A 23,661-nucleotide genomic window follows, 5' to 3' on the forward strand; every position below is an offset into this window, starting at 1 on the left:
GCGCGCAGAGCATGGGCGCGGTGCACGCGGGCGACGCGGACGCAGGGAGCGGCCGCGCGGGTCAGACACGGGCGACGCGGGTGCGGAGGCGGGCGGCGCCGAGGCGGAGGGAGAGCGGGTTGCCGCAGGAGGTGGCGACGAGGTCGGTCACCGCCTCGGGGCCGAGCGCCGTGCCCGCCGCGCCCACGAGCATGTCCGCCAGCTCACGCGCCGCCTCCTCCCCCAGCGGCGCGAGGAACACGCGGTGCGCGCCCTGCCTGGCGACCAGGTCGTCCAGCGGGTCGGCGCTGGTCACCACGACCCGGCAGCCCGCGCCGCCCGGTAACAGGGACGCCACCTCGTCGCCGTCGCCGGCGTTGTCCAGCACCACCAGCATCCTTCGGCGGGCGGTCCGGCTGCGGTACAGGGCCACCTTCTCGGCGTGGTCGGCGGGAAGGTCACGCTCGCCGAGCGCCCGCAGGAACCGGTCCAGCACGGCGTGGCCCTCGATGCCCGCGAGGTCGGCGAAGAGCTGGCCGTCGGGGAACCAGTCGATCCTGGCGTGCGCCCACCGCAGCACCAGCGTGGTCTTGCCGACCCCCGGCGGACCGGTGACCACAAGAGCGCCGGGCGCCTCCCGGCCGGGCCGCAGGGCGGCGTCGAGCCCGGCCAGCTCCCCGTCCCTGCCCACGAACGGCAGCACCTGCGGCGGCAGCTGGCTGGGCACGACCGGGGCGGGCCGCTGCGCGGGCGGGCGCATCAGCGCGGTCTCGTCGCGCAGGATCTGCTCGTGCAGCCGCCGCAGCGCGGGCCCCGGCTCCAGGCCGATCTGCTCCAGCAGGAAGCGCCGCGTCTCCTGGTACGTGCGCAGCGCCTCGGCCCGGCGCCCGGCGCGGTACTGGGCCAGCATCAGCTGGGCGCGCACCCGCTCGCGGAACGGCGACTCGGCGACCAGGGCGAGCAGCTCGGGGATCACCTGATGGTGCCTGCCCAGCTCGATCTCCAGCTCCAGGCACGTCTCCAGCGCCTCCAGCCGCCACTCGGCCATCCGCGCGACGTCGTACCGCAGCCCTCTGAGGTCCTCGAACGGGCTGCCGCTCCACAGCGCCAGCGCCTCGCGCAGCAGCGTGACGGCGCCCTGCTGGTCGCGGGCGGCCTGCTCGCGCGCCCGCGCCACCATGGCGGTGAACCTGAGCCAGTCGATGCTGTCGTCGGGCGCCCGCAGGAGATAGCCGGGGCTGGAGGTCTCGATCACGCCCGCGCCGAGCCTGCGGCGCAGCCGTGACACGCAGATCGCGACCTGCCGCCAGGCGCTGCGCGGCGCGGAGCCGGCCCACACCGCCTCGACCAGCCGGTCCACGCTGATCACCCGGTTGGCGTTGAGGAGCAGGCAGGCGAGGATGGCCAGCTCCCTGTTGGCGCTCATCGGCAGCTCGTCGCCGTCCTTGAACACCCGGAGCGGCCCCAGCACGCGGAACTCGAAGGCGGGCCCCGGCGCGGGCCCGGACAGCGGCGCGCCCATCAGGCGGCCCCGGCCGCGCGGCGCCGGAGCACGTCGGCGGCCCGTGAGGTGCCGCCGGCGGCCCTGATGTCGCGGCGCATCGCCTCGGCGTTGCGGCGCGACTCCGGGTCAGCCGCCACCGCGAGGACCGCGTCGACCAGGCTCTCCGGGGTCAGCTCGGCCGGCTCGACGACCCGGCCGAGCCCCAGCTCGCCGATCCGCCGCGCGGCCGGCCGGTCGACGGCCGTGGCCGGCACCACGACCATCGGGCAGCCCCAGTAGAGGGCCTCCATGGCCGTGCCCATGCCGCCGTGGGTGACCGCCACCGAGGCGTGTTCGAGCACGCGCAGGTGGGACACCCACCGGCGCACCTCGATCGTGGGCGGCAGCGGGCCCAGCTCGGCCGGGTCCATGCCGTCGCCCAGCGTCACCACGCCGTGCCAGGGCAGCTCGGCGAAGGCGCGCACGCAGGTGCGCACCAGGTCGGGCCGCCCGCTGGCGACGGTGCCGAAGGACAGCAGCGCGACCGGCAGCCCGTCGCCCGGCGGCTCCCATCCGGACAGGAAGGCCCGCTCTCCCAGGCACGGTCCGACGAAGGCGAACCGCTCGTCGAAGGTCTCGCCGGCGAACTGGAACGAGCGCGGCAGGGTGACCAGGTTGGAGTCCTGGACCTCCCACCACAGCTCGGCCGGGTCGGCCTCGACGCCGTGCGCGAGCGCCAGGTCCCGCGTCCTGCCGAGCATGTCGTCGACCCAGCCGGGCAGCTCCCGCTCCGCTTCCTGCCCGCCGTAGATGGACGAGAGGTACGAGAAGTGGGCGTTGGACGCGAACACCGGGATCAGCTGCGTGGCCGGGAGCTTCCACTTCCTGGCCAGGACGCGGCCGGCGTGCAGGATCGAGATGTCGTAGACGATCAGGTCGGGCCGGTCGCGCAGCCGCTCGGCCGCCCGCAGCATCGCCGCGCTCTCGTCCAGGAAAAGGGAGAGCAGGCCCAGCGGGTCGTCCTCCAGCTTGCGCAGATCCACCGACTGGTAGGCCGAGTCGTAGCAGAGCACCGTGGCGCCCGCGCTCTCGATCTGAGGCGCCATCGAGCGCGCGGTCATATAAGTGACCCGGTTTCCCCGGCGGACCAATTCGGCGACCACGGCAAGGTGGGGAATCACATGACCGTGATCGGGCTGACACATGAAAAGAAAGTGCCGTGTCATGTCAACTCTCCCGCTGGTTCAGCGTATCGGTCGCTCACTCAAGCTAATGATCGGCCGCCGGAAGGCAGCACCCCTAAACTCCCCCTCACCGCGCTTCGCCTCCCCCTGAATCCACCCCCATTCCTAGGGGTTCCGCGCGGCCTGCGGCGCTGTTTACCCTGGCCGCAATTGCGAGGAGGACGACGATGCCCACGCGGGTCTGGGACTATCTACCGGAATACGAATCCGAGCGAGCGGACATCATCGACGCCGTCGAGACCGTGTTCCGCTCCGGTCAGCTCGTTCTGGGCGAGAGCGTGCGCTCCTTCGAGGCGGAGTTCGCCGCCTACCACGGGGTGCGCCACTGCGTGAGCGTCGACAACGGCACCAACGCCATCAAGCTGGCCCTGCAGGCGCTGGGCGTGGGCAGGGGCGACGAGGTCGTCACCGTGGCCAACACCGCCGCGCCGACCGTGGTCGCCGTCGACGCGGTAGGGGCGGTCCCGGTCTTCGTCGACGTCGACCCTCGGACGTACCTGATGGACGTCGCCCAGGTGGAGGCGGCCCTCACGCCGCGGACGCGGTGCCTGCTGCCCGTCCACCTGTACGGCCAGTGCGTCGACATGGCGCCGCTGGAGCGGCTGGCGGCCCGCCACGACCTGGTGATACTCGAAGACTGCGCGCAGGCCCACGGCGCCCGCCACCACGGCAGGCCGGCGGGGTCGATCGGCCACGCGGCGGCGTTCTCCTTCTACCCGACCAAGGTGCTGGGCGCCTACGGCGACGGCGGCGCGACGATCACCTCCGACGGCGAGGTCGACCGCGCGCTGCGGCGGCTGCGCTACTACGGCATGGAGGAGACCTACTACGTCGTCGAGACGCCGGGCCACAACGCCCGCCTGGACGAGGTGCAGGCGGAGATCCTGCGCCGCAAGCTGACCCGGCTCGACCGCTACGTCGCCGGCCGGAGGGCGGTGGCCGCCCGCTACGCCGACGGCCTGGCCGGCACCGGCCTGGTGCTGCCCGAGACCGCCGAGGGCAACGAGCACGCCTACTACCTGTACGTGGTGCGCCATCCGCGGCGCGACGAGATCATCGAGGCGCTGCGCGGGTACGACATCCACCTCAACATCAGCTACCCGTGGCCGGTGCACACCATGAAGGGCTTCGCGCACCTGGGTCACGCGCCGGGCAGCCTCCCGGTCACCGAGGCGCTGGCCGGGGAGATCTTCTCGCTGCCGATGTACCCGTCGCTGCCGCCCGGCCTCCAGGAGAAGGTCATCTCCGCGCTCCGCGACGTCCTGTGACAGCTCAGGAGGTGTACTCCGGCAGCAGGCCGGCCGCCGCGGCCTCGCCCAGGGTGCGCGCGGTCCTGTCGCGTTCCGAGAGGATCGGCGGCGGGCCGGCGGGCAGCCGCAGCCCGATCTCCTCGTCGAACACCGAGAGCGTCAGCTCGTTCTCCGCGCGGTACTCCGCCGAGAGCAGGTAGCTCACCACGGTGTCGTCCTCCAGCGCGACGAAGGCGTGGCCGACGCCGGGCGGGAAGTAGACGGCGCGGCCGTTGCCGGCGGTCAGTTCCACCTCGTCCCACCGGGCGAACGTCGGCGACCCCACCCGCAGGTCCACCACCAGGTCGAGGACCCGCCCTCCCGCGCAGTAGACGTACTTGGCGGTGCCGGGCGGCGTGAGCGTGTAGTGGATGCCGCGCACCACGCCGCGCCGGGAGACGTTCCTGCTGGCCTGCGCGACGGGGAACAGCGGCCGCCCGACCGCGGCCACGAACGCCCTCTCCTGGTAAGGCGAGGCGAAGTCGCCCCGCTCGTCGCGGAAGACGTCCGGATCGAACGCGTACGCGCCGGTCACGGCGAGCTCACGGTGCCTCACGGGCGCCCTCCGGCCCGCCGCGCACGGCCGGGGCCCACGGTCAGGCCCCCACGAGGTGGACCTCGGGGACGTACAGGATCCAGCGGCCGCCCGCCTCCCGGAAGGCGGTCTCCTTCGCCATGATCTCCTCCGCGTGGTTCCAGGCGAGCAGCAGCGCGTAGTCGGGGTACGGGTCGGCGAACGCCTCGGGCCCGCGCACCGGGATGTGGGAGCCGGGCGTGAGCCTGCCCTGCTTCGCGGGCGTCGTGTCGCAGACGAACGCCACCAGGTCCGGGCCGATGCCGCAGTAGTTGAGCACGGTGGCGCTCTTGGCGGTCGCGCCGTACCCGTAGACGCGGGCGCCCTGTTCGCGCAGGCCCGTCAGCAGCGCCACCAGGTCGTCGCGGTTGGCGGCGACCCGGGCCGCGAAGTCGCGCAGCGTCGCCGGTTCGGTCAGCCCCCGGGCCTCCTCCTCCGCCAGCAGGGCGGCCACCGCCGGGGCAGGGGTCCGCGCGCCGCGCCTGGCCAGCGTGTACCGGACCTCGCCGCCGTGCACCGGCAGCCGTTCCACGTCCACCAGCTCGAACCCGTGGCGGCGGGCCATGGCTCGGACGGAGGCGGCGCAGAAGAAGTAGAAGTGCTCGTCATAGATCTGGTCGAAGGAGCGGCGCGTCACGATGTCGCCGAGGTAGGGGTCCTCGAAGACCAGCACGCCCCCGGGGCGCAGCAGCGCGCCGGCCCCGCTCAGGATGGAGTCCACGTAAGGGATGTGGCAGAGCGTGTTGGCCGCGTAGATCACGTCGGCGGGCCCGTCCTCGGCGCGGACGGCAGCGGCGACGCCGGCCTCGAAGAAGTCCTTGCGCACGCGCACGCCCCGGGCCGCCGCCAGGTCGGCCACCCCGCCGGACGGCTCGACGCCGAGATGCCGGACCCCGGCGTCGGCGACGGTCTTGAGCATGGTCCCGTCGTTGCAGCCCAGCTCGACCACGAACGGGTCAGGACCGGCCAGCTCGGTGGCGAGCAGCCGCTTCGCCACGCCCTCGAAGTGCTCGCGCATCACCGCCGACCCCGAGGAGAGGTACGGATAGCTCTCGTGGAACATCCGCTCCCTCGGCACCTCTTCGAGGAGCTGGGCCATCGAGCAGTCCTCACAGACCCCCACGGCCAGGTGGAAGAAGAACTCGGGCGCCGGGTCACCGGGGAGGACGAAGTGGTCGGAGAGCGGCTGCCTCCCGAAGTCGGCGAACCGGTGCAGCTTTCCTGAACAGACGCGGCACTCCATGCGCTCCTCCATGATCGTTCAGCCCTCGGGATGGCGGTAGCGCACCCACACGTCCCCGGTCTGCACGTAACCGGTGAGCCGGATCAGGACACCGTCGTGCGCGAGCGGCACGGGCGGGCGGTTGAAGACCGCGCCCATCCAGCGCCGTACGACTCCTTCCTCACGGACCAGCCAGCCGCGCGGCAGGATGACGACCACGTCGCCGAACCAGGAGGTGATCTCCACGTCGAGCACGATCTCCCGGTGCGGGCAGTCGGCCATGGTGAAGTCGATCTTCACGGTGCCGAAGCGGCCCGCCTTGGCGCTGATGTACGGGGGCACCGACCAGCGTCCGTGGCGCACGACCTTGCCGCTGCGGGTGTGCAACTCCAGCCCGCCGGTGGTGGGGACGGACAGCGGCATCGTGGGACTGACCGGGACCGGCAGGCCGATCTGCGGCAGGTCCGCCACCAGCGCTTCCAGCTGTCCACGGGTGATGGCGGTGTAGGCGCGGTCGACCCGCTCGTTGAGCTCTTCGAGGGTGATGCGTCCCTCGCCGACCGCGACGCGGAGCATCTCGGCCACTCTCTCACGATCCTGGTCGCTTGCTCGCATGTCCGGCTGCTCGGTCATGGCGTCCACCCTAGAAGGCTATGAAGGGTCTCACCGGCGCATAACCCCTATTTCCCCGAGGCCGGCCCGACAGGGGACCGAGGCCGGGCCGGTAGGGGTTGAGCGGCGTCGCCGCGCCGTGACAGGTTCGGCCGTGACGGGGGCCAGGGGTGAGGAGGCTGCCATCATCGACGTTCGCGGCTGGCTGGCGGAGATCGCCGGTCACACCTTCATGCAGGCGACGCGGGTGCCCCTGGACGAGCTGACCGGCTGGCGGGAGGACCCGGAGACGGGCGACATCCGCCACCGGAGCGGGCGGTTCTTCACCGTGGAGGGCCTCGACGTCCGGCATCCCGCGGGGCCGGTGACCTCCTGGACGCAGCCGATCATCAACCAGCCCGAGGCGGGCATACTCGGCATCCTGCTCAAGCGCGTGGACGGGGTGCCGTACCTGCTGATGCAGGCCAAGAACGAGCCGGGGAACGTCGGCGGGCCGCAGCTCTCGCCCACCGTGCAGGCCACCAGGAGCAACTACACGCGGGTGCACGAGGGGCGGCGGGTGCCGTACCTCGGCTTCTTCCGCGAGCCGCGCGGCCGGGTGCTCGTGGACGTGCGCCAGTCCGAACAGGGCGCGTGGTTCTACCGCAAGCGCAACCGCAACATGGTGGTCGAGGTCGCCGCGCACGTGCCGGCGGCCGAGGGCTTCCGCTGGATGCCGCTGCGGCACGTGCACGAGCTGCTGGCCGTGCCCGACCTGGTGAACATGGACGCCCGTACGGTCCTGGCCTGTCTGCCGCCCCAGGGCGGCGCGCGGGACGGGGACGAGGGCTTCGGCGCGCTCGTGGCGCGCTCCCGCGTGCCGGGGCGGCGGGCCGCGCACGGCATGGGCGAGATCCTGAGCTGGCTGAGCGGCCTGCGTTCCACGACCGACATCCAGGCCAGGCCGCTGGCGCTCGGGCGGCTGCGCGGGTGGCGGCGGGCCGGCGGCCGCATCGCGCACGACACCGGCAGGTTCTTCGAGGTCATCGGGGTGCGCGTGCGGGCGCATGGGCGCGAGGTCGGCGGCTGGGACCAGCCGATGATCGCGCCCGTCGGCACCGGGGTCGTCGCGTTCCTGGTCATGCGGATCGGCGGGGTGCTGCACGCTCTCGCGCACGCGCGCGCCGACCCCGGCTACACCGATGTGGTGGAGCTGGCCCCGACCGTGCAGTGCACCCCCGGCAACTACGACCACCTGCCGCCGCGCGCCCGGCCGCCGCTGCTGACGGAGGTGCTGGCGGCCCGGCCGGACAGCGTGCGCTTCGACACGGTGCTGTCGGAGGAGGGCGGCCGCTTCTACCGGGCCCGCAACCGCTACCTCGTGGTGGAGACCGACGAGGACCCGCTGCCCGGCCACCCGGACTTCCGCTGGCTGGCCCTGCACCAGCTGGACGAGCTGCTGCGGCACAGCTACTACCTCAACGTGGAGGCCCGCACCCTCGTCGCCTGCCTGCACGGCCTGACGCGCGACGAGCGGCTCACCGCAGCAGCTCGATGACCTTGCCGAAGTCCTCCATGGCCGGCTCCATCACGGTGAAGTAGGACAGGCGGAACCTCTCCCGGTGCTCGCGCACCTGCTCCGCGATCTGCGCGGGCGTCCCCACGAACAGCGTCGGCAGCTCCAGCAGCCGCTCGGGCGGCAGGTCCGGGGCGTAGCGGCGGACGGTCTCCGCGCCGGCCCGCCGGTCGCGGGTCAGCACCGTGGCCTTGGACAGCACGTTCAGCTCGATCCGCGGAGCGCGCGCCCCCGCCTCGGCCAGGACGAACTCGACCCGCCGCAGCAGCGTCTCCGCGTCGACCAGCGCCGTCCTGCCGTACTCCGCCCGGTAGGGGGCGCCGGTGAAGCTGACGATCTCGGCCCTGCGGGCGGCCAGCCGCAGCACCCGGTCGCCGTGGCCGCCGATCATCAGCGGCGGCCCCTTGTGCCGCAGCAGCGTGTCGAGCGTGCCGACCAGCTCTTCCAGGCGGCGGACGCGCGAGGCGGGGTCGTCGGGCAGGCCCAGGGCCGCGAACTCGGACCTGACGTAGCCGGTGCCGACCCCCAGCTCCAGCCGTCCGCCGATGAGCCGGTCGGTGGTGGTGACGTCCCTGGCCAGCAGGACGGGGTGGTGGAACGCGGCGTTGAGCACGTACGTCCCGATGACCGCCCGTTCGGTGGCCTCGGCGGCCAGCGTCGCGCTGGGGAAGGGCGAGAGCAGGTTCAGGTGGTCGGGCACCGCGATGACGTCGTAGCCCAGCGCCTCCGCGCGCCGGCACTTGGCCGCCCATCCGGCCCCCGAGCAGTCCTCGGTGATCAGGACGACGCCGAACCGCAGAGGGGTCATCGGGCGGCTCCTTCGGAGCGGCGGGCCTGCCGGGGCACGGCGGCGGCCCGGGGCTCGATCATGGCGATGGCGGTGAGGAGGAGACCGCGCCCGGCCGTCCACCGGCCGTGGAACCCGGTCAGCGGCCGGCCCTGCCAGCGCGGCCCCGGCACCATGAGGCGCGCGTGGAACGTGCCGCGCTCCGGGTCCAGCACGATCGCCGCGTCCTGGAAGTCCAGCCAGCGCCTGGCCAGCGGGAACCACGCCTTGTAGACCGACTCCTTGGTGCTGAACAGCAGGCGGTCCCAGTTGAGGCCCGGGTGCTCGGCGGCCAGGCGGCGCAGCATCTCGCGCTCCCTGGGCAGGGTCACCGCCTCCTCCACGCCGGACGGCAGCGGGGCGTCGGGCTCGGCGTCGATGCCGACGGTCCCGCCGACGGCGCCGACGGCCGCGGCACGGTAGCCGTCGCAGTGGGTGATGCTGCCGATGAGGCCGGCCGGCCAGCGGGGCTCGCCGTAGGTGCCGGTGAGGACGGGCACCGGCGGCAGGTTCAGTCGTTCCATGGCCTTGCGCACGCAGTGGCGGGCCGTGGTGAACTCCTGGCGCCGTTTGTCGGCAACCTGGCGGACGAGTTCTTCCTCGGCGGGCAGGAGCACGGCGTCGGGCGGGTCGCCGAAGGCGTCGTAGGAGTGGATCGTCGCGGGCAGAATCGCTTCGATCACCCGCATCTCCCTCCTCGCACCCGTCGCCGCGGGAAACCCGCGCACAGTAACGAAATACCACGATTTCCTGCGGCCCCGAAAGAAGGACCTCCGCCTCTGTCACCGGAATTAGGGGGCTGATAGGGGGGTCTCTGCCGGGCCCGGCCTTGAAACCCCTACTGCCGCAGGGGGAGTCTGTGGCATAACACATCTCGGGCAAATCACGGCACCTGCTCTACCCGAGTGGTCGTAAAATACCGGCGATTCACCGGGAACTGTTCCCGATAATGGACGCATGAAGGGAATTCGGTGCGTTACACGAGGCTAGGCCGGATGGGGCCTCTCATCTCGAACATCGGGCTCGGCTCGCTGGCTCTGAGCGGCGCCTACGGCAGCGTCGACCCCGCCGAGGCCGAACGGGTGGTCCGCCGGGCGCTCGACGCCGGTGTGACCCTCCTCGACACGGCCGACTTCTACGCCGCCGGCGAGGTGGAGCGCCTGATCGGCCGGGCCGTCGCCGGGCGGTCCGACGACGTCGTGGTGGCCACCCGCGGCGGGGCCCGCGTGCGCGGGCCGGAGGAGCCGGTGGAGTTCGACGGCAGGCCCGACTATCTCGAACAGGCCTGCGAGTCCTCGCTCAAGCGCCTCGGCGCCGACCACGTCGGGATCTACTACCTCTACTGCCAGGACTCCCGCGTCCCGATCGAGCACAGCATGACCCGCCTGGCCGCCCTGGTGCGGGCCGGCAAGATCCGCTACATCGGGCTGTCCAACGGCACTCCCGACCAGCTCCGGCGGGCGCACGCCGTGCATCCGGTCACGGCGCTCGCCATCGAGTACTCCCTCTGGGGCACCTGCGTCGACTCCGCCCTGCTCGCCACGGCGCGCGAGCTGGGCGTGTCCGTCGTGGCCGCCCGCCCGCTCGGCCGCGGCTTCCTCACCGGCCGCATCAGGTCCGACGACCGCCTGGACCCGGGCGACTGGCGGCGCGCCGACCCCAGGTTCCGGCCCGAGCGGCTCCGGTCGCACGCCGGGCCGCTGCAGCGGCTCGAAGCCGTGGCGGCGCGGCTCGACCTGGGCTCGGGCCGGCTGGCGCTGGCCTGGCTGCTGTCGCGCGAGGAGCACATCGTGCCGGTCCCCAGCACGCGCGACCAGGTGCACCTGGAGATGAACATCGCCGCCTCGGCGGTCGAGCTGCCTCCCGAGTCCCGCGAGTGGCTGACGGGGTTGTCTCCCCAGGGCTTCCCCCCCGACACCGGCGGCCGGTCGCCCGCTCCCCTGCTCTGACGCGGGCCGGGCGCCTCAGTCGAGGTCGCCCCGGGTGCGCGGCGCGATGAGGGAGGCGGCGAGTGCCTTGTTGACCGCGTCGATCCGCGAGACCGCGTTGAGCTTGACGAAGATGTTGCGCATGTGGCGCTTCACCGTCGCCTCGGCCAGGCCGAGCTTGCGGGCGATCTGGCTGTTGCTCAGCGCGTGCGCCGCGAGCTGGAGCACCTCCAGCTCCTTGTCCGTCAGCGTGGGCGCGGCCGTCGCCTCCACCTGCGCGACGCTGTTGCGCGAGACGGCGAGCACGATCCTCGTGGGCTCCTCGTGCACGCTGCGCACCGCCGCGATCAGCTCGTGCCGGTGCACGCTCTTGAGCAGGTAGCCGCGGATGCCCGCGCCCAGCAGCCGGCTGAGCAGCTGGGGTCCGTCGTACATGCTCAGGATGATGATCCTGGTGTCCGGCGACAGGGTACGGATCCGCGACACGGTCTCGGTGACCTCGTCTCCGGGGATCTCCACGTCCAGCAGCACGATGTCCGGGCAGGTGTCGGCGATCATGGTCACCGCGGACATGGAGTCGCCCGCCTCGCCGACGATCCGCATGTCGCCGACGGACTCCAGGATCTCCCGCAGCCCTTCCCTGAACAGGGCGTGGTCGTCCACCAGGGCGATGGTGATGATGAGGTCGTCAGCCACCATCGGGGCCGTCGCTCTGCCTCTTGAGCGGGATGAAAAGCTCGACCAGGCATCCGCCGCGCGGCTCGCTGGAGATCGCGACCCGGCCGCCGAGCAGCGTGGCCCGCTCCCGCATCGAGGCCAGTCCCACACCGCCGTGCTCGCGGGCGCTCGCCGGGTCGAAGCCCCGCCCGTCGTCCTGCACCGAGGCGATCAGCGCGTGGGGGGCGATGTCCACCCGGATGAACAGGGCCGCCGCCTCGGCGTGGGTGAGCGCGTTGCGCGCGGCCTCGCGGATGATGAGGAACGCCTCGTCGATGCACCTCGGCTCGGCCCACGACTCGTCGCCGTTGACGTCGAGCCCGATGCAGATCCGGTCTTCGTCGACGGTCTCCAGGAAGGCCAGCAGCGACTTCTCCAGGCTTCCCACGGAGGCGGCGGGGTGCAGCTCGGAGGTGATCTGCCGCAGGTTCTCCATGATCTCCTGTACGGCCTGCTGCACGATCGCGATCTTGGCCAGGGCCCGCGCCGGGTCGGTGGCGTGGTAGACCTCCGACAGGGCCAGCTGCTGGTGGGCGACGCTGATGCCGTGCCCGATCCGGTCGTGCAGCTCGCGCGCTATGCGCCGGCGCTCGTCCTCCTGGGCCTGGTGCACCTGGTTGAGCAGGAAGCCGTGGTAGCTCTCCGAGGCCTCGCGGACCCGCCGCGACAGGCTCTCCTCCATGCCGGTGACCGCCAGCGCCAGCACCTCGGCGGGCGAATCGAAGTCGGCGGCTATTCGCCGGGCGAGATGAGCGACCGCGGTGCCGAAGAAAAGTGAGCCAGCCTCAAGAGAAGCGGCGGGATGAACCCCTCCCGCCGCGCGCGCGTTCCCGACTTCCCGCGCGTGATGTTTGTAGAGGTTACTTACCTGAACCTTTCCGGCGCGTAGCGTAGCGGCCACGTCCTCCAGGATGTACTGCGCGGTCAATAGGGCCTGATGCCGGGCCTGAGAGGCAGTGAAGGCCGCGTTTCCGGCGGTCAGCAAGGCCGACTCGAATTCGGCCAGGATTTCGTCCCGACAGGCCTCCACGCATCTCGCCGGATCATCGGCCGCCTTGTATTCCCCCTCCACTGACGTCCCCTCCGCCCGTGGGCCGAGTACAAGCACGCCTTCCACTATCGATCATCCGAGTGATGTGCGCAACATTTATCGTCATATGTTCGACAGGACAGCCGTAACATGAACGAGCTGTTGCGTCGCCATAAACGTCTCGTAAGGCCTGCGCCGCGCGGCGCGGCCCTGCTCCCGGCCGACGGCGCGCGTCCCCGCGACGACCACGGCCACGACGCCGGCCGCCATCACCGCCAGCACGCCGACCAGCGGCACGTCCCACACGACGACCGCCACGCAGAAGGCGGCGAGCAGTCCGGGCGCCGCCACGATCATCATCCGGCGCGCGGCGCTCTCGCCGATCAGGACGCCGAGCGTGCGCCGGCCCGCCGCCGCGTCACCCGGGATGTCGGACAGGTCCTTCGCCGGCACGCCGACCAGCACCATCCAGCAGACCGCGGCGGCGGCGAACACGATCAGCCCGGTCGGCGCGACCTCGCCGGTCCCGGCCGTCGCGACGGTGAACCCGGCGAGGTAGGAGAGCAGCCCCGACAGCATGAGCACGATCACCGTGCCGCTCGAACTGGCCTTCAGCGGAGCGGGCGGCCCCGAGTAGAGATAGCCGAGTGCGAGGTTGACCGCGATGATCCAGGTCATCGGGCCGGGCAGGCCCACCGTGGCGACGAGCGACAGCACGGCGGCCACCGCCGCCACGGCCGCGGCGGTGCGGGGGCGCAGCTCGCCCCTGGCGATCGGCCGGCCGGAGCCGTTGATCCGGTCCTCGGCGATGTCGGTGACGCCGTTGTAGAGGTAGATCGCGAAGATCGAGGCCACCCAGGCGACGCCTCCCTGGAAGACCATGAGGGGATCGGCGAGCGAGGTGATCGGCAGGGCCAGGGCGACCCCGGTCAGGTAGCGGAGCGACGAGACGGCCAGCACGGACGGGCGGGATTCGGCGAGGCACAGCGTGATGACGCGGGCGGGGAAAGGGGCCAACAGTGTCCAATTGGCTGACATATTCGGGATTGTGACCAGGGGTGACCCGCCTGATAAGAGGGGCGCACGGAAGTTGTAGTGGGTCTACGCCTTTCGATACCCCAGATTGCCTCCTTGGATACCGGTCCCGAACTCATGGTGCACCCGCTTGTCCCGCCTTGGCGACCCCTATAGTTTCGCCCTCGTACCCAGAGATCCGTCGACTTTCGAGACCGGCGCGCAAAGTCGCCCTCCGGAGAAGGCTCCGGGGACGATTTCCGTGATGAATCCCGCGATATTCGAGAACCCCGGCACGCTGCCGGAATCCGCCTCCGCCACGGCCGGTTCCCATCCGCCGCATATCCCAGAACAGGACGTCATCAGGAAGGAAATCAGACCATGCAGGGCGCCGAACGCTATACCGGTTTCACCCCCCTCGACCTCCCCGACCGGACCTGGCCCAGCAGGCGCCTGCGCTCGGCCCCGCGCTGGCTCTCGACCGACCTGCGTGACGGCAACCAGTCCCTGGCGCGCCCGATGACCCCCGAGCGCAAGCTCATGATGTTCGACCTCCTGGTCTCCATGGGCTACAAGGAGATCGAGGTCGGCTTCCCCGTCGCCAGCCGCGACGACCACGACTTCGTACGGCTGCTCATCGAGCGCGACCTGATCCCCGACGACGTGCGGATCACCGTGCTGACCCAGGCGCGCGAGGAGCTGATCAGGGCCACCCTGGACTCGCTCAAGGGCGCGGACCGGGCCATGGTCCACATCTACAACGCCACGTCCCCGCTGTTCCGCCGGCTGGTCTTCGACCTCGACCGCGCCGGCTGCAGGCAGCTCGCGGTCCGCGGCACGCAGGTGATGATGGACCACGCCGAGCGCGTGCTGGGCGACTGCGACCTGGGCTACCAGTACTCTCCCGAGCTGTTCAACGAGACCGAGCCCGACTTCTCCCTCGAAGTCTGCTCGGCCGTCATGGACGTCTGGCAGCCGGAGGCGGGCCGGGGCATCATCCTGAACTTCCCGACCACCGTCGAGCGCTCGCTGCCCAACGTGTTCGCCGACCAGATCGAGTGGCTGGACCGGAACCTGCCGCACCGCGAGCACGTGTGCCTGTCCGTCCACCCCCACAACGACCGCGGCACCGGCGTGGCCTCCGCGGAGCTGGCGCTGCTGGCCGGCGCCGAGCGGATCGAGGGCTGCCTGTTCGGCAACGGCGAGCGCGCCGGCAACGTCTGCCTGGTCACCCTGGGCATGAACCTGTTCTCCCACGGCATCGACCCCGGCATCGACTTCTCCGACATCAACGCCGTGCGCCGCACCGTCGAGCTGTGCAACCAACTGCCGGTGCACCCCCGGCACCCCTACGGCGGCGACCTGGTCTACACCGCCTTCTCCGGGTCCCACCAGGACGCCATCAAGAAGGGCTTCGACGAGCGGGAGCGCCAGGCCGCGGCCACCGGCGCGGACCCGTCCCGCCTGCCGTGGCGCATGCCGTACCTGCCGGTGGACCCCAAGGACGTGGGCCGCACCTACGAGGCGGTGGTACGGGTCAACAGCCAGTCGGGCAAGGGCGGCGTCGCGTACGTGATGAGCGCCTGGCACGGGCTCAACCTGCCGCGCGGGCTCCAGGCCGAGCTGGCCGCCCGGGTCCAGGAGCGGGCCGAGACGCTGGAGGGCGAGCTGTCGCCGAGCGGGATCGGGGCGGTGTTCCGCGAGGAGTACCTGTACCGGGGCGACCCCGCCGCACCGCTGGCGATCGGCAGGACACCGCTCGTGGCCACGCTGCACATCGACGGCCGCATGGAGATGAGCGGGCCGCGCGCCGACGCGGTCCGCACGCTCGGCGCCGCGCTCGCCCCGTGGGGCGTCCGGCTCCGCGCCGTGCACCGCACCGCACCGCCACTGGACGCGGACCTGACCCCGGAGCAGCCGGCGCTCGCCGGCCACTCCCCCGATGACGTCGTGGTCTACGCCGAGTGCGGCACGGGCACCGGCGCGGGCACGGGCGTGGCGTGGGGTGCCGGCATCGGCGCGGACGTGACGGCCGCGGCGCTGTCGGCCGTGCGGGCGGCGGGCCGCAGGCTGGCCCGCAGGGCCGACCGGCCGGCCCAGGCGCAGGACCGCGCGCGCCCGGCCGCCGACCGCCCCCACCTGATGGCCGCCGGAGAGTAGCCCGTCATGTCACGGATCAGGACCAGACGCCCCAGGCCCAGGCGATCCGGCCAGGACGCGCTCGACCTGCGGACGCCCTCCGGACGCAAGCTGCCCTACTGAACCCGCGCAAGAGGAGGATCATGGCACCGGACGATCGGCGGCAGGACGCGGCTCTCCTGATGGAGCTGCTGGAGGAGGCGAAGGCCGGCAGGGGCCGGATCGCGATGGTGACGGGCGCCGTCGCCACCGGCAAGAGCGAGCTGCTGCACGACTTCGCCGAGCAGGCGCTCCGGCACGGCGCGCTCCCGCTGTCCGCGACAGGCTCCCTCGCCGAGCGCGACCTGCCACTCGGCGTGCTCTCGCAGCTCGTGCGGAACACGCCGGCCGACGAGCACCGCGCGGCCACGCTGGACCTGCTGCGCGAGGGCGCCCGCGCGCACCTGTCACGCGCGCCGGGCGCGGAGTCCTTCGCGCACGTGGACGCGCAGATCGTGGACGCCCTCTGCACGGTGCTGCTGAAACTGTCGGAGCGCCGCCCTCTGGCGATCGTCGTGGACGACGTGCAGCACGCCGATCGCGCCTCGCAGCTGTGCCTGTCCTACCTCGCGCGCCGGGTGAGGTACGCCCGGGTCATGCTCGTACTCAGCGGCCCTGACCACCACGCCCACCCGCACCCGCTCCTGCGCACCGAGGTGGAGCGCCAGCCGCACTGCCGCCCGGTGCGGCTGGCGCACCTGGCGGAGGAGGGCGTGGCCGAGCGGGTGCGGCAGCGGGAGGGGGCGCAGGCGGCCGACCGCTTCGCCGCCCGGTGCCACGAGCTGAGCGGCGGCAACCGGCTGCTGGCGGACGCGGCGCTGGAGGACCTGCGGGCCACCGGCGAGCCCGGCGAGAGGTACGCCGACGCGGTGCTGGCCTGCCTGCAGCGCGCCGATCCCGACCTGCTCCCCGTGGCCCGCGCGCTGGCCGTGATGGGCGAGCCCGGCGCCGCCGGACGGCTGCTCGGCCGGGGCGAGGCGGCCACGGCCAGGGCGGTCCAGGCGCTGGCCGGGGCCGGGCTGCTCGCCGGCGGCCGGTTCCGGCACGAGGCCGCCGCGTCCGCCGTGCTGGCCGGGCTGGACACCTCGGAGCTGATCGACCTCCACCGCCGGGCGGCGGAGCTGACCTACCAGGAGGGCGCGCCCGCCGCCGTCGTGGCCGGCCACCTCCTGCGGGCCACCCACGCGGGAGACCCGTGGGCGCTGTCGGTGCTGGAGGAGGCCGCCAAGCAGGCGCTGCGCGACGACGGGGTCGAGTCGGCCATCGAGTACCTCAAGCTGGCCTGGCAGGCGTGCGACGACGAGCGGCGCAGGGCGCGGATCACCACCACGCTGGTGCGGGCCAGGTGGCGGATCGACCCGGGGACGCAGACCGGCCAGCTGGCCGAGCTGACCGAGGCGCTGCACCAGGGCCATCTGGGCGGCGGCGACGCCATCGTGCTGGCCAGGGCGCTGCTGTGGCACGGCCACGTCGCCGACGCCAAGGACGTCCTGGGCTGCCTGGGCGACGGCGGGGAGCTGGACCGCGAGGCGGTGGCGGAGCTGGGCGCGACCCGCGCCTGGCTGCGCAGCAGCTGGCCCGCCTTCCTGCCGCATCTGCCTGAGCCGCCCGCCGAGCAGGCGGGCGCCGCGGCCCGCTCGCTCGGCGCCGACCGCCGGCTGGTGTCGGCCGACGCGCTGGCCTCCACGCTGCGCGAGGGCCCGCAGGAGGAGCTCGTGACCGTGGCCGAGCGCATCCTGCGCGGCTCCCGCCTGGACGAGATGTCCATGGACGCGGTGGAGTGCGCGCTGCTGACCCTGATCTACAGCGACCGGGCCGATCGGGCCGCGCCCTGGTGCGACGTCTTCGTGTCCGAGGCGGCCGACCGGCACGCGCCCAGCCGTCAGGCGAGGCTGTCGGCGATCCGGGCGGAGATCTCGCTGCGCCGGGGCGACCTGGCCGCGGCGGCGCGCGACGCCCAGCGGGCCCTGGAACTCGTCTCGCCGGAGAGCTGGGGGGTCGCCGTCGGCGCGCCGCTGGGCATCCTGCTGATGGCCGGGGCCGGCATGGGCCGCCACCTGGACTACCTGCGCCAGGCCGCCCAGCCGGTGCCTGAGGCCATGCTGGAGACCCGGTTCGCCGCCCAGTACCTCTACGGCAAGGGCCGCTTCGCGCTGATGTCGGGCCAGCCCAGGCAGGCGCTGCGCGACCTGCGCCTGTGCGGTGAGCTGACGTGCGCGTGGGGGCTGGACGTCCCGGAGTTCGTCCCGTGGCGGCTGGAGGCGGCCGAGGCGCTGATCCGCCTCGGCGAGGTGGACGAGGCGCGCGGGCTCATCGAGACCCAGCTCGCCGGCTGTGGCAAGCGGTCGAAGCGGGTGCACGGGATGGCGTTGCGCCTGCTCGCCGCGGCGAGCGAGGTGCGGCACCGCGTCATGCTCCTGCGCCGCGCCGCCGACCTGCTGCGCGCGGGCGGAGACCGGTACGAGCACGCCAGGGCGCTGTTCGACCTCACCGAGGCGTACCACGCGATCGGCGAGCACCGCAGGGCCGGGATGCTGAGCGGCCGGGCCGGCGCGCTGGCCCAGGAATGCCACGCCGGCGCGCTGATCCGCGATCCGGCCCGCGCCCGCAGGAACGGCCAGGTGAACGGACAGGTCAACGGTCAGGTGAACGGCCGGCTCAACGGGCACGCCGGCGGGCAGAGCCCGGAAGCGGCGCTCAGCGAGGCCGAGCAGCGCGTGGCGGCGCTGGCCGCGGACGGGTACTCCAACCGGGAGATCTCCGGCAAGCTCTTCATCACCGTGAGCACCGTGGAGCAGCACCTGACGCGGATCTACCGCAAGCTCAACGTCTCGCGCCGCCGTGACCTGCCGGCCGGTCTGGCCGGCAGGTCACTGTAGCGATCTCACTCGGCGACGGCCGTGCGCATGACCCACTCGAAGACGACGGCGCGCTCGCCGTCGACGGTGGCGCTCTCGCCGCCGCGCCTGAAGTGCTCGTACCCGGCGCCGTGCGGGAGCTTGAACACCTCGGTGCCGGGGCTCACGCGCTGCACCCGCCGCTCGGCCGGAACCGCCTCCGGTCCGCCGACCAGGACGGCTCTGATCTCCTTCATGGTGCCTCCTCTTGGTGAGAGGTGTTCACAGCGGGATGCTGGAGTGGCGTCCGCGCGCCCGGGGCGCCCGGTCCAGCGCCTGGGCCAGCCTGAGCCGGGTCGTCTCCGGCGCGATCACCTCGTCGACCACGCCGAGCGCGATCGCGCGGGCCACCCCGCCGGCGGTCCGGCGCTGCTCCTCGGCCAGCCGGGCGCTCAGTTCCTCGCGCTCGTCGTCGGGGGCGGCGGCCAGGGTCTTGCGGTGCAGGACGCGTACGGCGCTCTCCGCGCCCATGACCGCCACCTCGGCGTCCGGCCAGGCGAAGGTCGCGGTGGCGCCGAGCGAGCGGGAGTTCATCGCGATGTAGGCCCCGCCGTAGGCCTTGCGGGTGATCAGCGTGACGCGCGGCACCACGGACTCGGCGAAGGCGTGCAGGAGCTTGGCGCCCCGCCGGACGACGCCGCCCCATTCCTGGTCCACCCCGGGCAGGAAGCCGGGGACGTCGACCAGCACGACCAGGGGAACTCCCAGGGAGTCGCACATGCGGACGAACCGCGCGCTCTTCTCCGCCGACAGCGAGTCCAGGCAGCCGCCCTTGCGGATCGGGTTGTTGGCCAGGACGCCGATCGGACGGCCGCCGAGCCGGCCGAGGCCGACCAGGACGTTGGCCGCCCAGCGGGGCTGCAGCTCCTCGAAGACCGGCCCGCGCGCGTCACCGTCCACGAGGGCGCGCACCAGCGGCCGCACGTCGTAGGCGCGCCGCGGCGACTCGGGCAGCAGCGCGCGCAGGTCTCTCGGCTCGCGCAGCGGGGCCAGCTCGAACCGGCCCTGCCCGGCGCGGAGCAGCCCGGCGAGGCGGCGGGCGCGGAAGCAGGCGTCGTCCTCGTCGGCGGCCTGCACGTGCACCACGCCCGACCTCGGGCCGTGCGCGTCGGGGCCGCCGAGCGCCGCCATGTCGATCTTCTCGCCGGTGACGCTCCGCACGATGTCGGGGCCGGTCACGAAGACGCGCCCGGAGCCGGTCATGACGATCACGTCGGTCAGGGCAGGACCGTAGGCGGCGGCCCCCGCGGCCGGGCCGAGGACGACCGAGATCTGCGGCACCACGCCGGAGGCCCTGGTCATCGCGGCGAACATGCGGCCCACGCCGTCCATGGACTCGACGCCGTCGGCGAGCCTGGCGCCTCCGGAGTGCCACAGGCCGATCACCGGGCAGCCCTCCGCCACGGCGGCGTCGGTGGCGGCCACGATGTGCCGGGCCCCGGCCGCGCCGAGCGCGCCGCCCATCTTCCTGGCGTCGGTGCAGAAGGCGATGACGGGCCGCCCGTCCACCCGGCCCCGCACCGCGCTCACGCCGCTGTCGTCGTCCGCGTGCAGCGCGACGGGCGTGCCCGGGTCCAGCAGCCGGGCCAGCCTGACCGAAGGGGCGCGCGGGTCGGCGGCGGGCTCCGCCCCGCGCTCGGCCGGCGCGCGGCTCACCGGCAGCTCGTCCGGCAGCTCGTCCGGCAGCGTGGGCAAGACGGTCATCCCTGATCCCCTGTGCTCGACGGTCTCTCACGGGTCCGTGGACCCGTGGCACCCATCGAATGTGTCAACGGCCGGGGTGCCGGCCAACCCCTATTCACGCCTGCGCGGATGGCAACTTGTGCGCGCCGTTTTCGCTCGTTGACCGGGGTGTGGGGGCGGGTTTCGATGATTCGATCTCACCCTCGAAAGGTGTGCGACATGTCCTTGTGGTCGTTACCGATTGTCACCACGTTGCTGGCCACGGCGGTGTTCCCCGCCGGGGCCGTCACGACCCCCGATCCGGGATCCGCCGCCGTGCGCGACCCGGCCTCGCTGGTCAACGTCTTCCACGGTACGAAGGAGGCGGCGGCCGACTTCGGGCACGGCGGCGGCGGGGGGATGACCTTCCCCGGCGCCGTGCTGCCGTTCGGGATGATGCAGTGGAGCCCCGACACGGTGGAGGACGCCGGCGGCGGTTACCGCTGGGAGGACGACCGCCTGCGCGGCTTCTCCATGACCCACATCTCCGGGCCGGGCTGCACCGGCGCCCAGGACTTCCCCGTGATGCCCTTCTCCGGCCGGATCGGCCGCTCCCCCGCGACGCACGGGATGGACTACGTCCAGACCTTCCAGCACACCGCCGAGAAGGCCTCGCCCGGCTTCTACGGCGTCACCCTGGACACCGGCGTCAAGACCGAGCTGTCGGTCAGCACGCGGGCGGGCATCGGCCGCTTCACCTTCCCTGAGGGCAAGCCGGCCACGCTGCTGCTGAACACCAGCGGCTCGATCAACGGCGTGGACGACGGCGAGACCCGGATCAGCGGGAACACCGTCGAGGGCTGGGTGCTGACCGGCGGGTTCTGCGGCCCCCCGACGCGCTACAAGGTCTACTTCCACGCCACCTTCGACCGGCCGGTCACCGGCTTCGGCACCTGGAAGGACGACCAGGTGCTGCCCGGCGCGCGGGTCGTCGCCAACGCCTCCGAAGGCAAGGTGAAGGGTCATGTCGTCACCTCTGACGACGTGGTGGTGAACGGGCCGGGGTCCGGCGCGTACCTGGAGTTCGACCCCGCCACGCCGGTGCAGATGCGGGTGGGCCTGTCGTACGTGAGCGTCGAGGGCGCCAGGAACAACCTGCGGACGGAGATCGGCGCCAAGAACCTGGAGCAGGTGGCGAGCGAGGCGGAGGCCGTCTGGAACGCCCGTCTCGGCCAGGTGCGGATCGAGGGCGGCACCGACGCCCAGCGGCGCACCTTCTACAGCAGCCTCTACCACGCGCTGCTCCAGCCGTACGTCTTCGACGACGCCGACGGCACCTACGTCGGCTCCGACTACGAGATCCACCGGGTCAAGCCGGGCCACCACCACTACGCGACCTTCTCCGGCTGGGACGTCTACCGCAGCCAGGTCCAGTTGCTGGCCCTGCTCGCGCCGGACGTGGCGAGCGACATCGCGCAGTCGATGTACGTCAACGCCCAGGCGCTCGGCAACGTGTGGGACCGCTGGTCGCACCAGAACGCGGTCACCGGCGTCATGGTGGGCGACCCGTTCCACGTGATCCTCTCCACGGTGCACGCCTTCGGCGCGCGCGACTTCGAGGCCGCCGCAGCCCTGAAGGCGATGGCCGAGGCCGCCCGGCGCAGCGGCCCGATGGACATCGGTCACCCGTTGCTGGACTACGACGAGCGGCCGGGCAACGCCGCGTACATGGACAAGGGGTACGTGCCGTCGGACCCGTCCGCGACGCTGGAGTACGGCGTGGCCGACTTCGGCATCGCCCAGCTGGCCTCCCGGCTCGGCGACCAGGGCACGCGGGCGGAGTTCATGAAGCGCGCGCAGGCGTGGCAGCACCTGTTCAACCCGGCCAACGGCTGGGTCCAGCCCAAGATGGGGGACGGCGCGTTCAAGTCGCCGTTCGACCCGGCCGCCGCTGACGTCTACATGGAGGGCAACGGGGCGCAGTACCACTGGATGGTGCCGCACAACCCGCAGGGGCTGATCACCGCGATGGGCGGCGCCCAGGAAGCGGTGACCAGGCTGGACGACTACTTCAAGGAGCTGAACGCCGGCCCGCACCGGCCGTACGCCTACCTCGGCAACGAGGTCGCGCTGCAGTCGCCGTGGCTGTACGCGTGGGCGGGCCGGCCGTACAGGACGCAGGAAGTCGTACGGAAGACGCAGAAGGAGCTGTTCGGCCCCGGCCCCGACGGGCTCGTCGGCAACGACGACCTGGGCACGATGGGCGCCTGGTACGTGTGGTCGGCCATGGGCCTGTTCCCGGCCATTCCCGGCCGGGCCGAGCTGCTGGTGAACACGCCGCTGTTCGACCGGATCACCATCGACAGGCCCGGCGGCGACATCCAGATCAACGCGCCCGGGTCCGCGGGCGGCTACATCCGGGCGCTGCGCGTGAACGGCGCCCCGGTGTCGCAGGCGTGGCTGCCGGAGACGTTCGCCACGCGGGGCGGGCGGCTGGACTTCACGGTGGGCGGCTCGCCGAACCTCGCCTTCGGGGCCCGCCCGTCGGACGCGCCGCCGTCGTTCGGCGAGGGCACCGAGCCGTACCTGCTGGGGCTCAACCCGGGAAGCGGTCCGGTGGCGCCCGGCGGGACCTTCGAGGCCGACCTCACGATCCGGTCCATGGAGCGGACGGCCACGGTAGCGTGGCAGGCCACGCCGCCGCCGGGGATCACGGTGACGCCGTCGAGCGGACGCCTGCTCGTGCCGGCCGGGCGCGCCACGACCCGCAAGATCAGCATCACCGTGGACCCCGGCGTGGCGCTCGGCTTCCACACCGTGCCGATCGTCGCGGGCGAGGCGACCGGCGGCGTGCGGCTGAACGTGGCCGAGCGCGGCACGCTGGCGTGGCACCACAACAACGCCGGCATCGGCGACGCCGCGGTGCCCGACGAGGCCAACATCGACGGGCCCGGGTTCAGCTACTCGGCGCAGGCCCTGGCCGACGAGGGCGTCGAGCCGGGCGGCACCGTCTCCTGGAAGGGCTTCGACTTCACCTGGCCCGACCGCAAGCCCGGCGAGTGGGACAACCTGCGGCCGGGCACCGCGCCGATCGAGGTGGCGGCGCCCGACGGGGCGAGCGAGCTGGCGTTCCTCGGGTCGGGCGTGAACGGCTGGCCCGAGTCGAAGGTGACGGTCACCTACACCGACGGCTCGACGAGCACCGGCAAGCTCGGCCTCAGCGAATGGATCCTGGACTTCGGCGGCGAGCCGCCGGCGTTCGGCAACGAGCCCGTGGCCAGCACGCCGCTCAGGCTCTTCTGGGGCTCATGGGCGTTCCAGCCCATCGGCGCGCACGTGTTCGCGGCTCAGCCGATCGTGCTGGACCCTGCCAAGAAGGTGGCCAGCCTGACCTTCGCCCCGGCGGAGGACGGCGAGCTGCACCTCTTCGCCTGGGCCTTCAAGTGACGGG

18 protein-coding genes are annotated in these 23,661 nt (G+C 72.8%); 6 read left to right on the forward strand and 12 right to left on the reverse strand.

Annotation, left to right across the window (positions count from 1 at the left end; all coding sequences use genetic code 11):
• Positions 1-61: 61 nt before the first annotated feature.
• Together KME79_RS32435 and KME79_RS32440 are read right to left on the reverse strand one after the other, a co-directional pair.
• A complete protein-coding gene (locus KME79_RS32435; protein WP_148030020.1) occupies positions 62-1,501 on the reverse strand; it encodes an AfsR/SARP family transcriptional regulator in 1,440 nt (479 codons plus the stop codon).
• Entirely contained in the window at positions 1,501-2,688 is a 1,188-nt protein-coding gene (locus tag KME79_RS32440) for a macrolide family glycosyltransferase (protein WP_308249131.1), read from the reverse strand. Before KME79_RS32440 ends, KME79_RS32435 begins: the two co-directional genes overlap by 1 nt.
• Before the next feature lie 185 nt (positions 2,689-2,873).
• Here KME79_RS32440 and KME79_RS32445 point away from each other — a divergent pair, with 185 nt between their 5' ends.
• Positions 2,874-3,974, forward strand: coding sequence for a DegT/DnrJ/EryC1/StrS family aminotransferase (locus tag KME79_RS32445; protein ID WP_219548602.1), 1,101 nt, complete (start codon positions 2,874-2,876; stop codon positions 3,972-3,974).
• 4 nt (positions 3,975-3,978) lie between these two features.
• Here KME79_RS32445 and KME79_RS32450 read toward each other — a convergent pair whose 3' ends face one another.
• Genes KME79_RS32450 through KME79_RS32460 form a run of 3 tightly spaced genes read right to left on the reverse strand, consistent with a single transcriptional unit; the run spans position 3,979 to position 6,424 of the window.
• Positions 3,979-4,551, reverse strand: a complete 573-nt coding sequence (locus KME79_RS32450; RefSeq protein WP_219548604.1) for a dTDP-4-dehydrorhamnose 3,5-epimerase family protein — start codon at positions 4,549-4,551, stop codon at positions 3,979-3,981.
• 40 nt (positions 4,552-4,591) lie between these two features.
• On the reverse strand, positions 4,592-5,812 hold the full coding sequence (locus tag KME79_RS32455) for a class I SAM-dependent methyltransferase (RefSeq protein WP_219548606.1): 1,221 nt from the start codon (positions 5,810-5,812) through the stop codon (positions 4,592-4,594).
• Positions 5,813-5,830: 18 nt separating this feature from the next.
• On the reverse strand, positions 5,831-6,424 hold the full coding sequence (locus KME79_RS32460; RefSeq protein ID WP_148030015.1) for a DUF1707 SHOCT-like domain-containing protein: 594 nt from the start codon (positions 6,422-6,424) through the stop codon (positions 5,831-5,833).
• A 133-nt stretch (positions 6,425-6,557) separates the two neighbouring features.
• Between KME79_RS32460 and KME79_RS32465 the strand changes: the two genes are divergently transcribed.
• A complete protein-coding gene (locus KME79_RS32465) occupies positions 6,558-7,940 on the forward strand; it encodes an NDP-hexose 2,3-dehydratase family protein (protein WP_271279807.1) in 1,383 nt (460 codons plus the stop codon).
• On the opposite strand, the gene KME79_RS32470 is transcribed toward KME79_RS32465, so the two are convergent.
• Both KME79_RS32470 and KME79_RS32475 read right to left on the reverse strand, forming a co-directional pair.
• A complete protein-coding gene (locus KME79_RS32470) occupies positions 7,921-8,766 on the reverse strand; it encodes a TIGR03621 family F420-dependent LLM class oxidoreductase (RefSeq protein ID WP_148030013.1) in 846 nt (281 codons plus the stop codon). The genes KME79_RS32465 and KME79_RS32470 overlap by 20 nt on opposite strands.
• The gene (locus KME79_RS32475; protein ID WP_148030012.1) at positions 8,763-9,467 is read right to left on the reverse strand and encodes a 4'-phosphopantetheinyl transferase family protein; all 705 of its coding nucleotides are present in this window, start codon (positions 9,465-9,467) and stop codon (positions 8,763-8,765) included. The genes KME79_RS32470 and KME79_RS32475 overlap by 4 nt, the downstream gene beginning before the upstream one ends.
• Before the next feature lie 312 nt (positions 9,468-9,779).
• On the opposite strand from KME79_RS32475, the gene KME79_RS32480 reads away from it, so the two are divergent.
• Entirely contained in the window at positions 9,780-10,733 is a 954-nt protein-coding gene (locus KME79_RS32480) for an aldo/keto reductase (RefSeq protein WP_148030011.1), read from the forward strand.
• Positions 10,734-10,748: 15 nt separating this feature from the next.
• Here KME79_RS32480 and KME79_RS32485 read toward each other — a convergent pair whose 3' ends face one another.
• From KME79_RS32485 to KME79_RS32495, 3 genes are all read right to left on the reverse strand, one after another.
• Entirely contained in the window at positions 10,749-11,411 is a 663-nt protein-coding gene (locus tag KME79_RS32485; protein WP_148030010.1) for a response regulator, read from the reverse strand.
• Entirely contained in the window at positions 11,401-12,135 is a 735-nt protein-coding gene (locus KME79_RS32490) for a sensor histidine kinase (RefSeq protein WP_148030009.1), read from the reverse strand. Before KME79_RS32490 ends, KME79_RS32485 begins: the two co-directional genes overlap by 11 nt.
• 447 nt (positions 12,136-12,582) lie before the next feature.
• Positions 12,583-13,497, reverse strand: coding sequence for a UbiA family prenyltransferase (locus KME79_RS32495; RefSeq protein ID WP_219548611.1), 915 nt, complete (start codon positions 13,495-13,497; stop codon positions 12,583-12,585).
• Positions 13,498-13,854: 357 nt separating this feature from the next.
• Here KME79_RS32495 and KME79_RS32500 point away from each other — a divergent pair, with 357 nt between their 5' ends.
• Together KME79_RS32500 and KME79_RS32505 are read left to right on the forward strand one after the other, a co-directional pair.
• The gene (locus KME79_RS32500) at positions 13,855-15,633 is read left to right on the forward strand and encodes a 2-isopropylmalate synthase (protein ID WP_219548613.1); all 1,779 of its coding nucleotides are present in this window, start codon (positions 13,855-13,857) and stop codon (positions 15,631-15,633) included.
• A gap of 122 nt (positions 15,634-15,755) precedes the next feature.
• Positions 15,756-18,530, forward strand: a complete 2,775-nt coding sequence (locus KME79_RS32505) for a helix-turn-helix transcriptional regulator (protein WP_219548615.1) — start codon at positions 15,756-15,758, stop codon at positions 18,528-18,530.
• 5 nt (positions 18,531-18,535) lie between these two features.
• On the opposite strand, the gene KME79_RS32510 is transcribed toward KME79_RS32505, so the two are convergent.
• Both KME79_RS32510 and KME79_RS32515 read right to left on the reverse strand, forming a co-directional pair.
• A complete protein-coding gene (locus tag KME79_RS32510; protein ID WP_148030005.1) occupies positions 18,536-18,745 on the reverse strand; it encodes a DUF5988 family protein in 210 nt (69 codons plus the stop codon).
• A 25-nt stretch (positions 18,746-18,770) separates the two neighbouring features.
• On the reverse strand, positions 18,771-20,252 hold the full coding sequence (locus KME79_RS32515) for an acyl-CoA carboxylase subunit beta (protein ID WP_219548617.1): 1,482 nt from the start codon (positions 20,250-20,252) through the stop codon (positions 18,771-18,773).
• A 198-nt stretch (positions 20,253-20,450) separates the two neighbouring features.
• Here KME79_RS32515 and KME79_RS32520 point away from each other — a divergent pair, with 198 nt between their 5' ends.
• Positions 20,451-23,657, forward strand: coding sequence for a GH92 family glycosyl hydrolase (locus KME79_RS32520; RefSeq protein ID WP_219548619.1), 3,207 nt, complete (start codon positions 20,451-20,453; stop codon positions 23,655-23,657).
• Positions 23,658-23,661 lie beyond the last annotated feature (4 nt).

It is taken from the genome of Nonomuraea harbinensis (genome assembly GCF_019396385.1).
In the GTDB taxonomy this organism is placed as follows: domain Bacteria; phylum Actinomycetota; class Actinomycetes; order Streptosporangiales; family Streptosporangiaceae; genus Nonomuraea; species Nonomuraea ferruginea.

Bases quoted from the DNA above. Each gene is read 5' to 3' on its own strand.
- KME79_RS32495 (WP_219548611.1), bottom strand. From the start codon at position 13,497: ATGTCAGCCAATTGGACACTGTTGGCCCCTTTCCCCGCCCGCGTCATC.
- KME79_RS32485 (WP_148030010.1), bottom strand. From the start codon at position 11,411: ATGGTGGCTGACGACCTCATCATCACCATCGCCCTGGTGGACGACCAC.
- KME79_RS32500 (WP_219548613.1), top strand. From the start codon at position 13,855: ATGCAGGGCGCCGAACGCTATACCGGTTTCACCCCCCTCGACCTCCCC.
- KME79_RS32480 (WP_148030011.1), top strand. From the start codon at position 9,780: ATGGGGCCTCTCATCTCGAACATCGGGCTCGGCTCGCTGGCTCTGAGC.
- KME79_RS32440 (WP_308249131.1), bottom strand. From the start codon at position 2,688: ATGACACGGCACTTTCTTTTCATGTGTCAGCCCGATCACGGTCATGTG.
- KME79_RS32460 (WP_148030015.1), bottom strand. From the start codon at position 6,424: ATGACCGAGCAGCCGGACATGCGAGCAAGCGACCAGGATCGTGAGAGA.
- KME79_RS32455 (WP_219548606.1), bottom strand. From the start codon at position 5,812: ATGGAGTGCCGCGTCTGTTCAGGAAAGCTGCACCGGTTCGCCGACTTC.
- KME79_RS32445 (WP_219548602.1), top strand. From the start codon at position 2,874: ATGCCCACGCGGGTCTGGGACTATCTACCGGAATACGAATCCGAGCGA.
- KME79_RS32520 (WP_219548619.1), top strand. From the start codon at position 20,451: ATGTCCTTGTGGTCGTTACCGATTGTCACCACGTTGCTGGCCACGGCG.
- KME79_RS32470 (WP_148030013.1), bottom strand. From the start codon at position 8,766: ATGACCCCTCTGCGGTTCGGCGTCGTCCTGATCACCGAGGACTGCTCG.
- KME79_RS32515 (WP_219548617.1), bottom strand. From the start codon at position 20,252: ATGACCGTCTTGCCCACGCTGCCGGACGAGCTGCCGGACGAGCTGCCG.
- KME79_RS32435 (WP_148030020.1), bottom strand. From the start codon at position 1,501: ATGGGCGCGCCGCTGTCCGGGCCCGCGCCGGGGCCCGCCTTCGAGTTC.
- KME79_RS32510 (WP_148030005.1), bottom strand. From the start codon at position 18,745: ATGAAGGAGATCAGAGCCGTCCTGGTCGGCGGACCGGAGGCGGTTCCG.
- KME79_RS32505 (WP_219548615.1), top strand. From the start codon at position 15,756: ATGGCACCGGACGATCGGCGGCAGGACGCGGCTCTCCTGATGGAGCTG.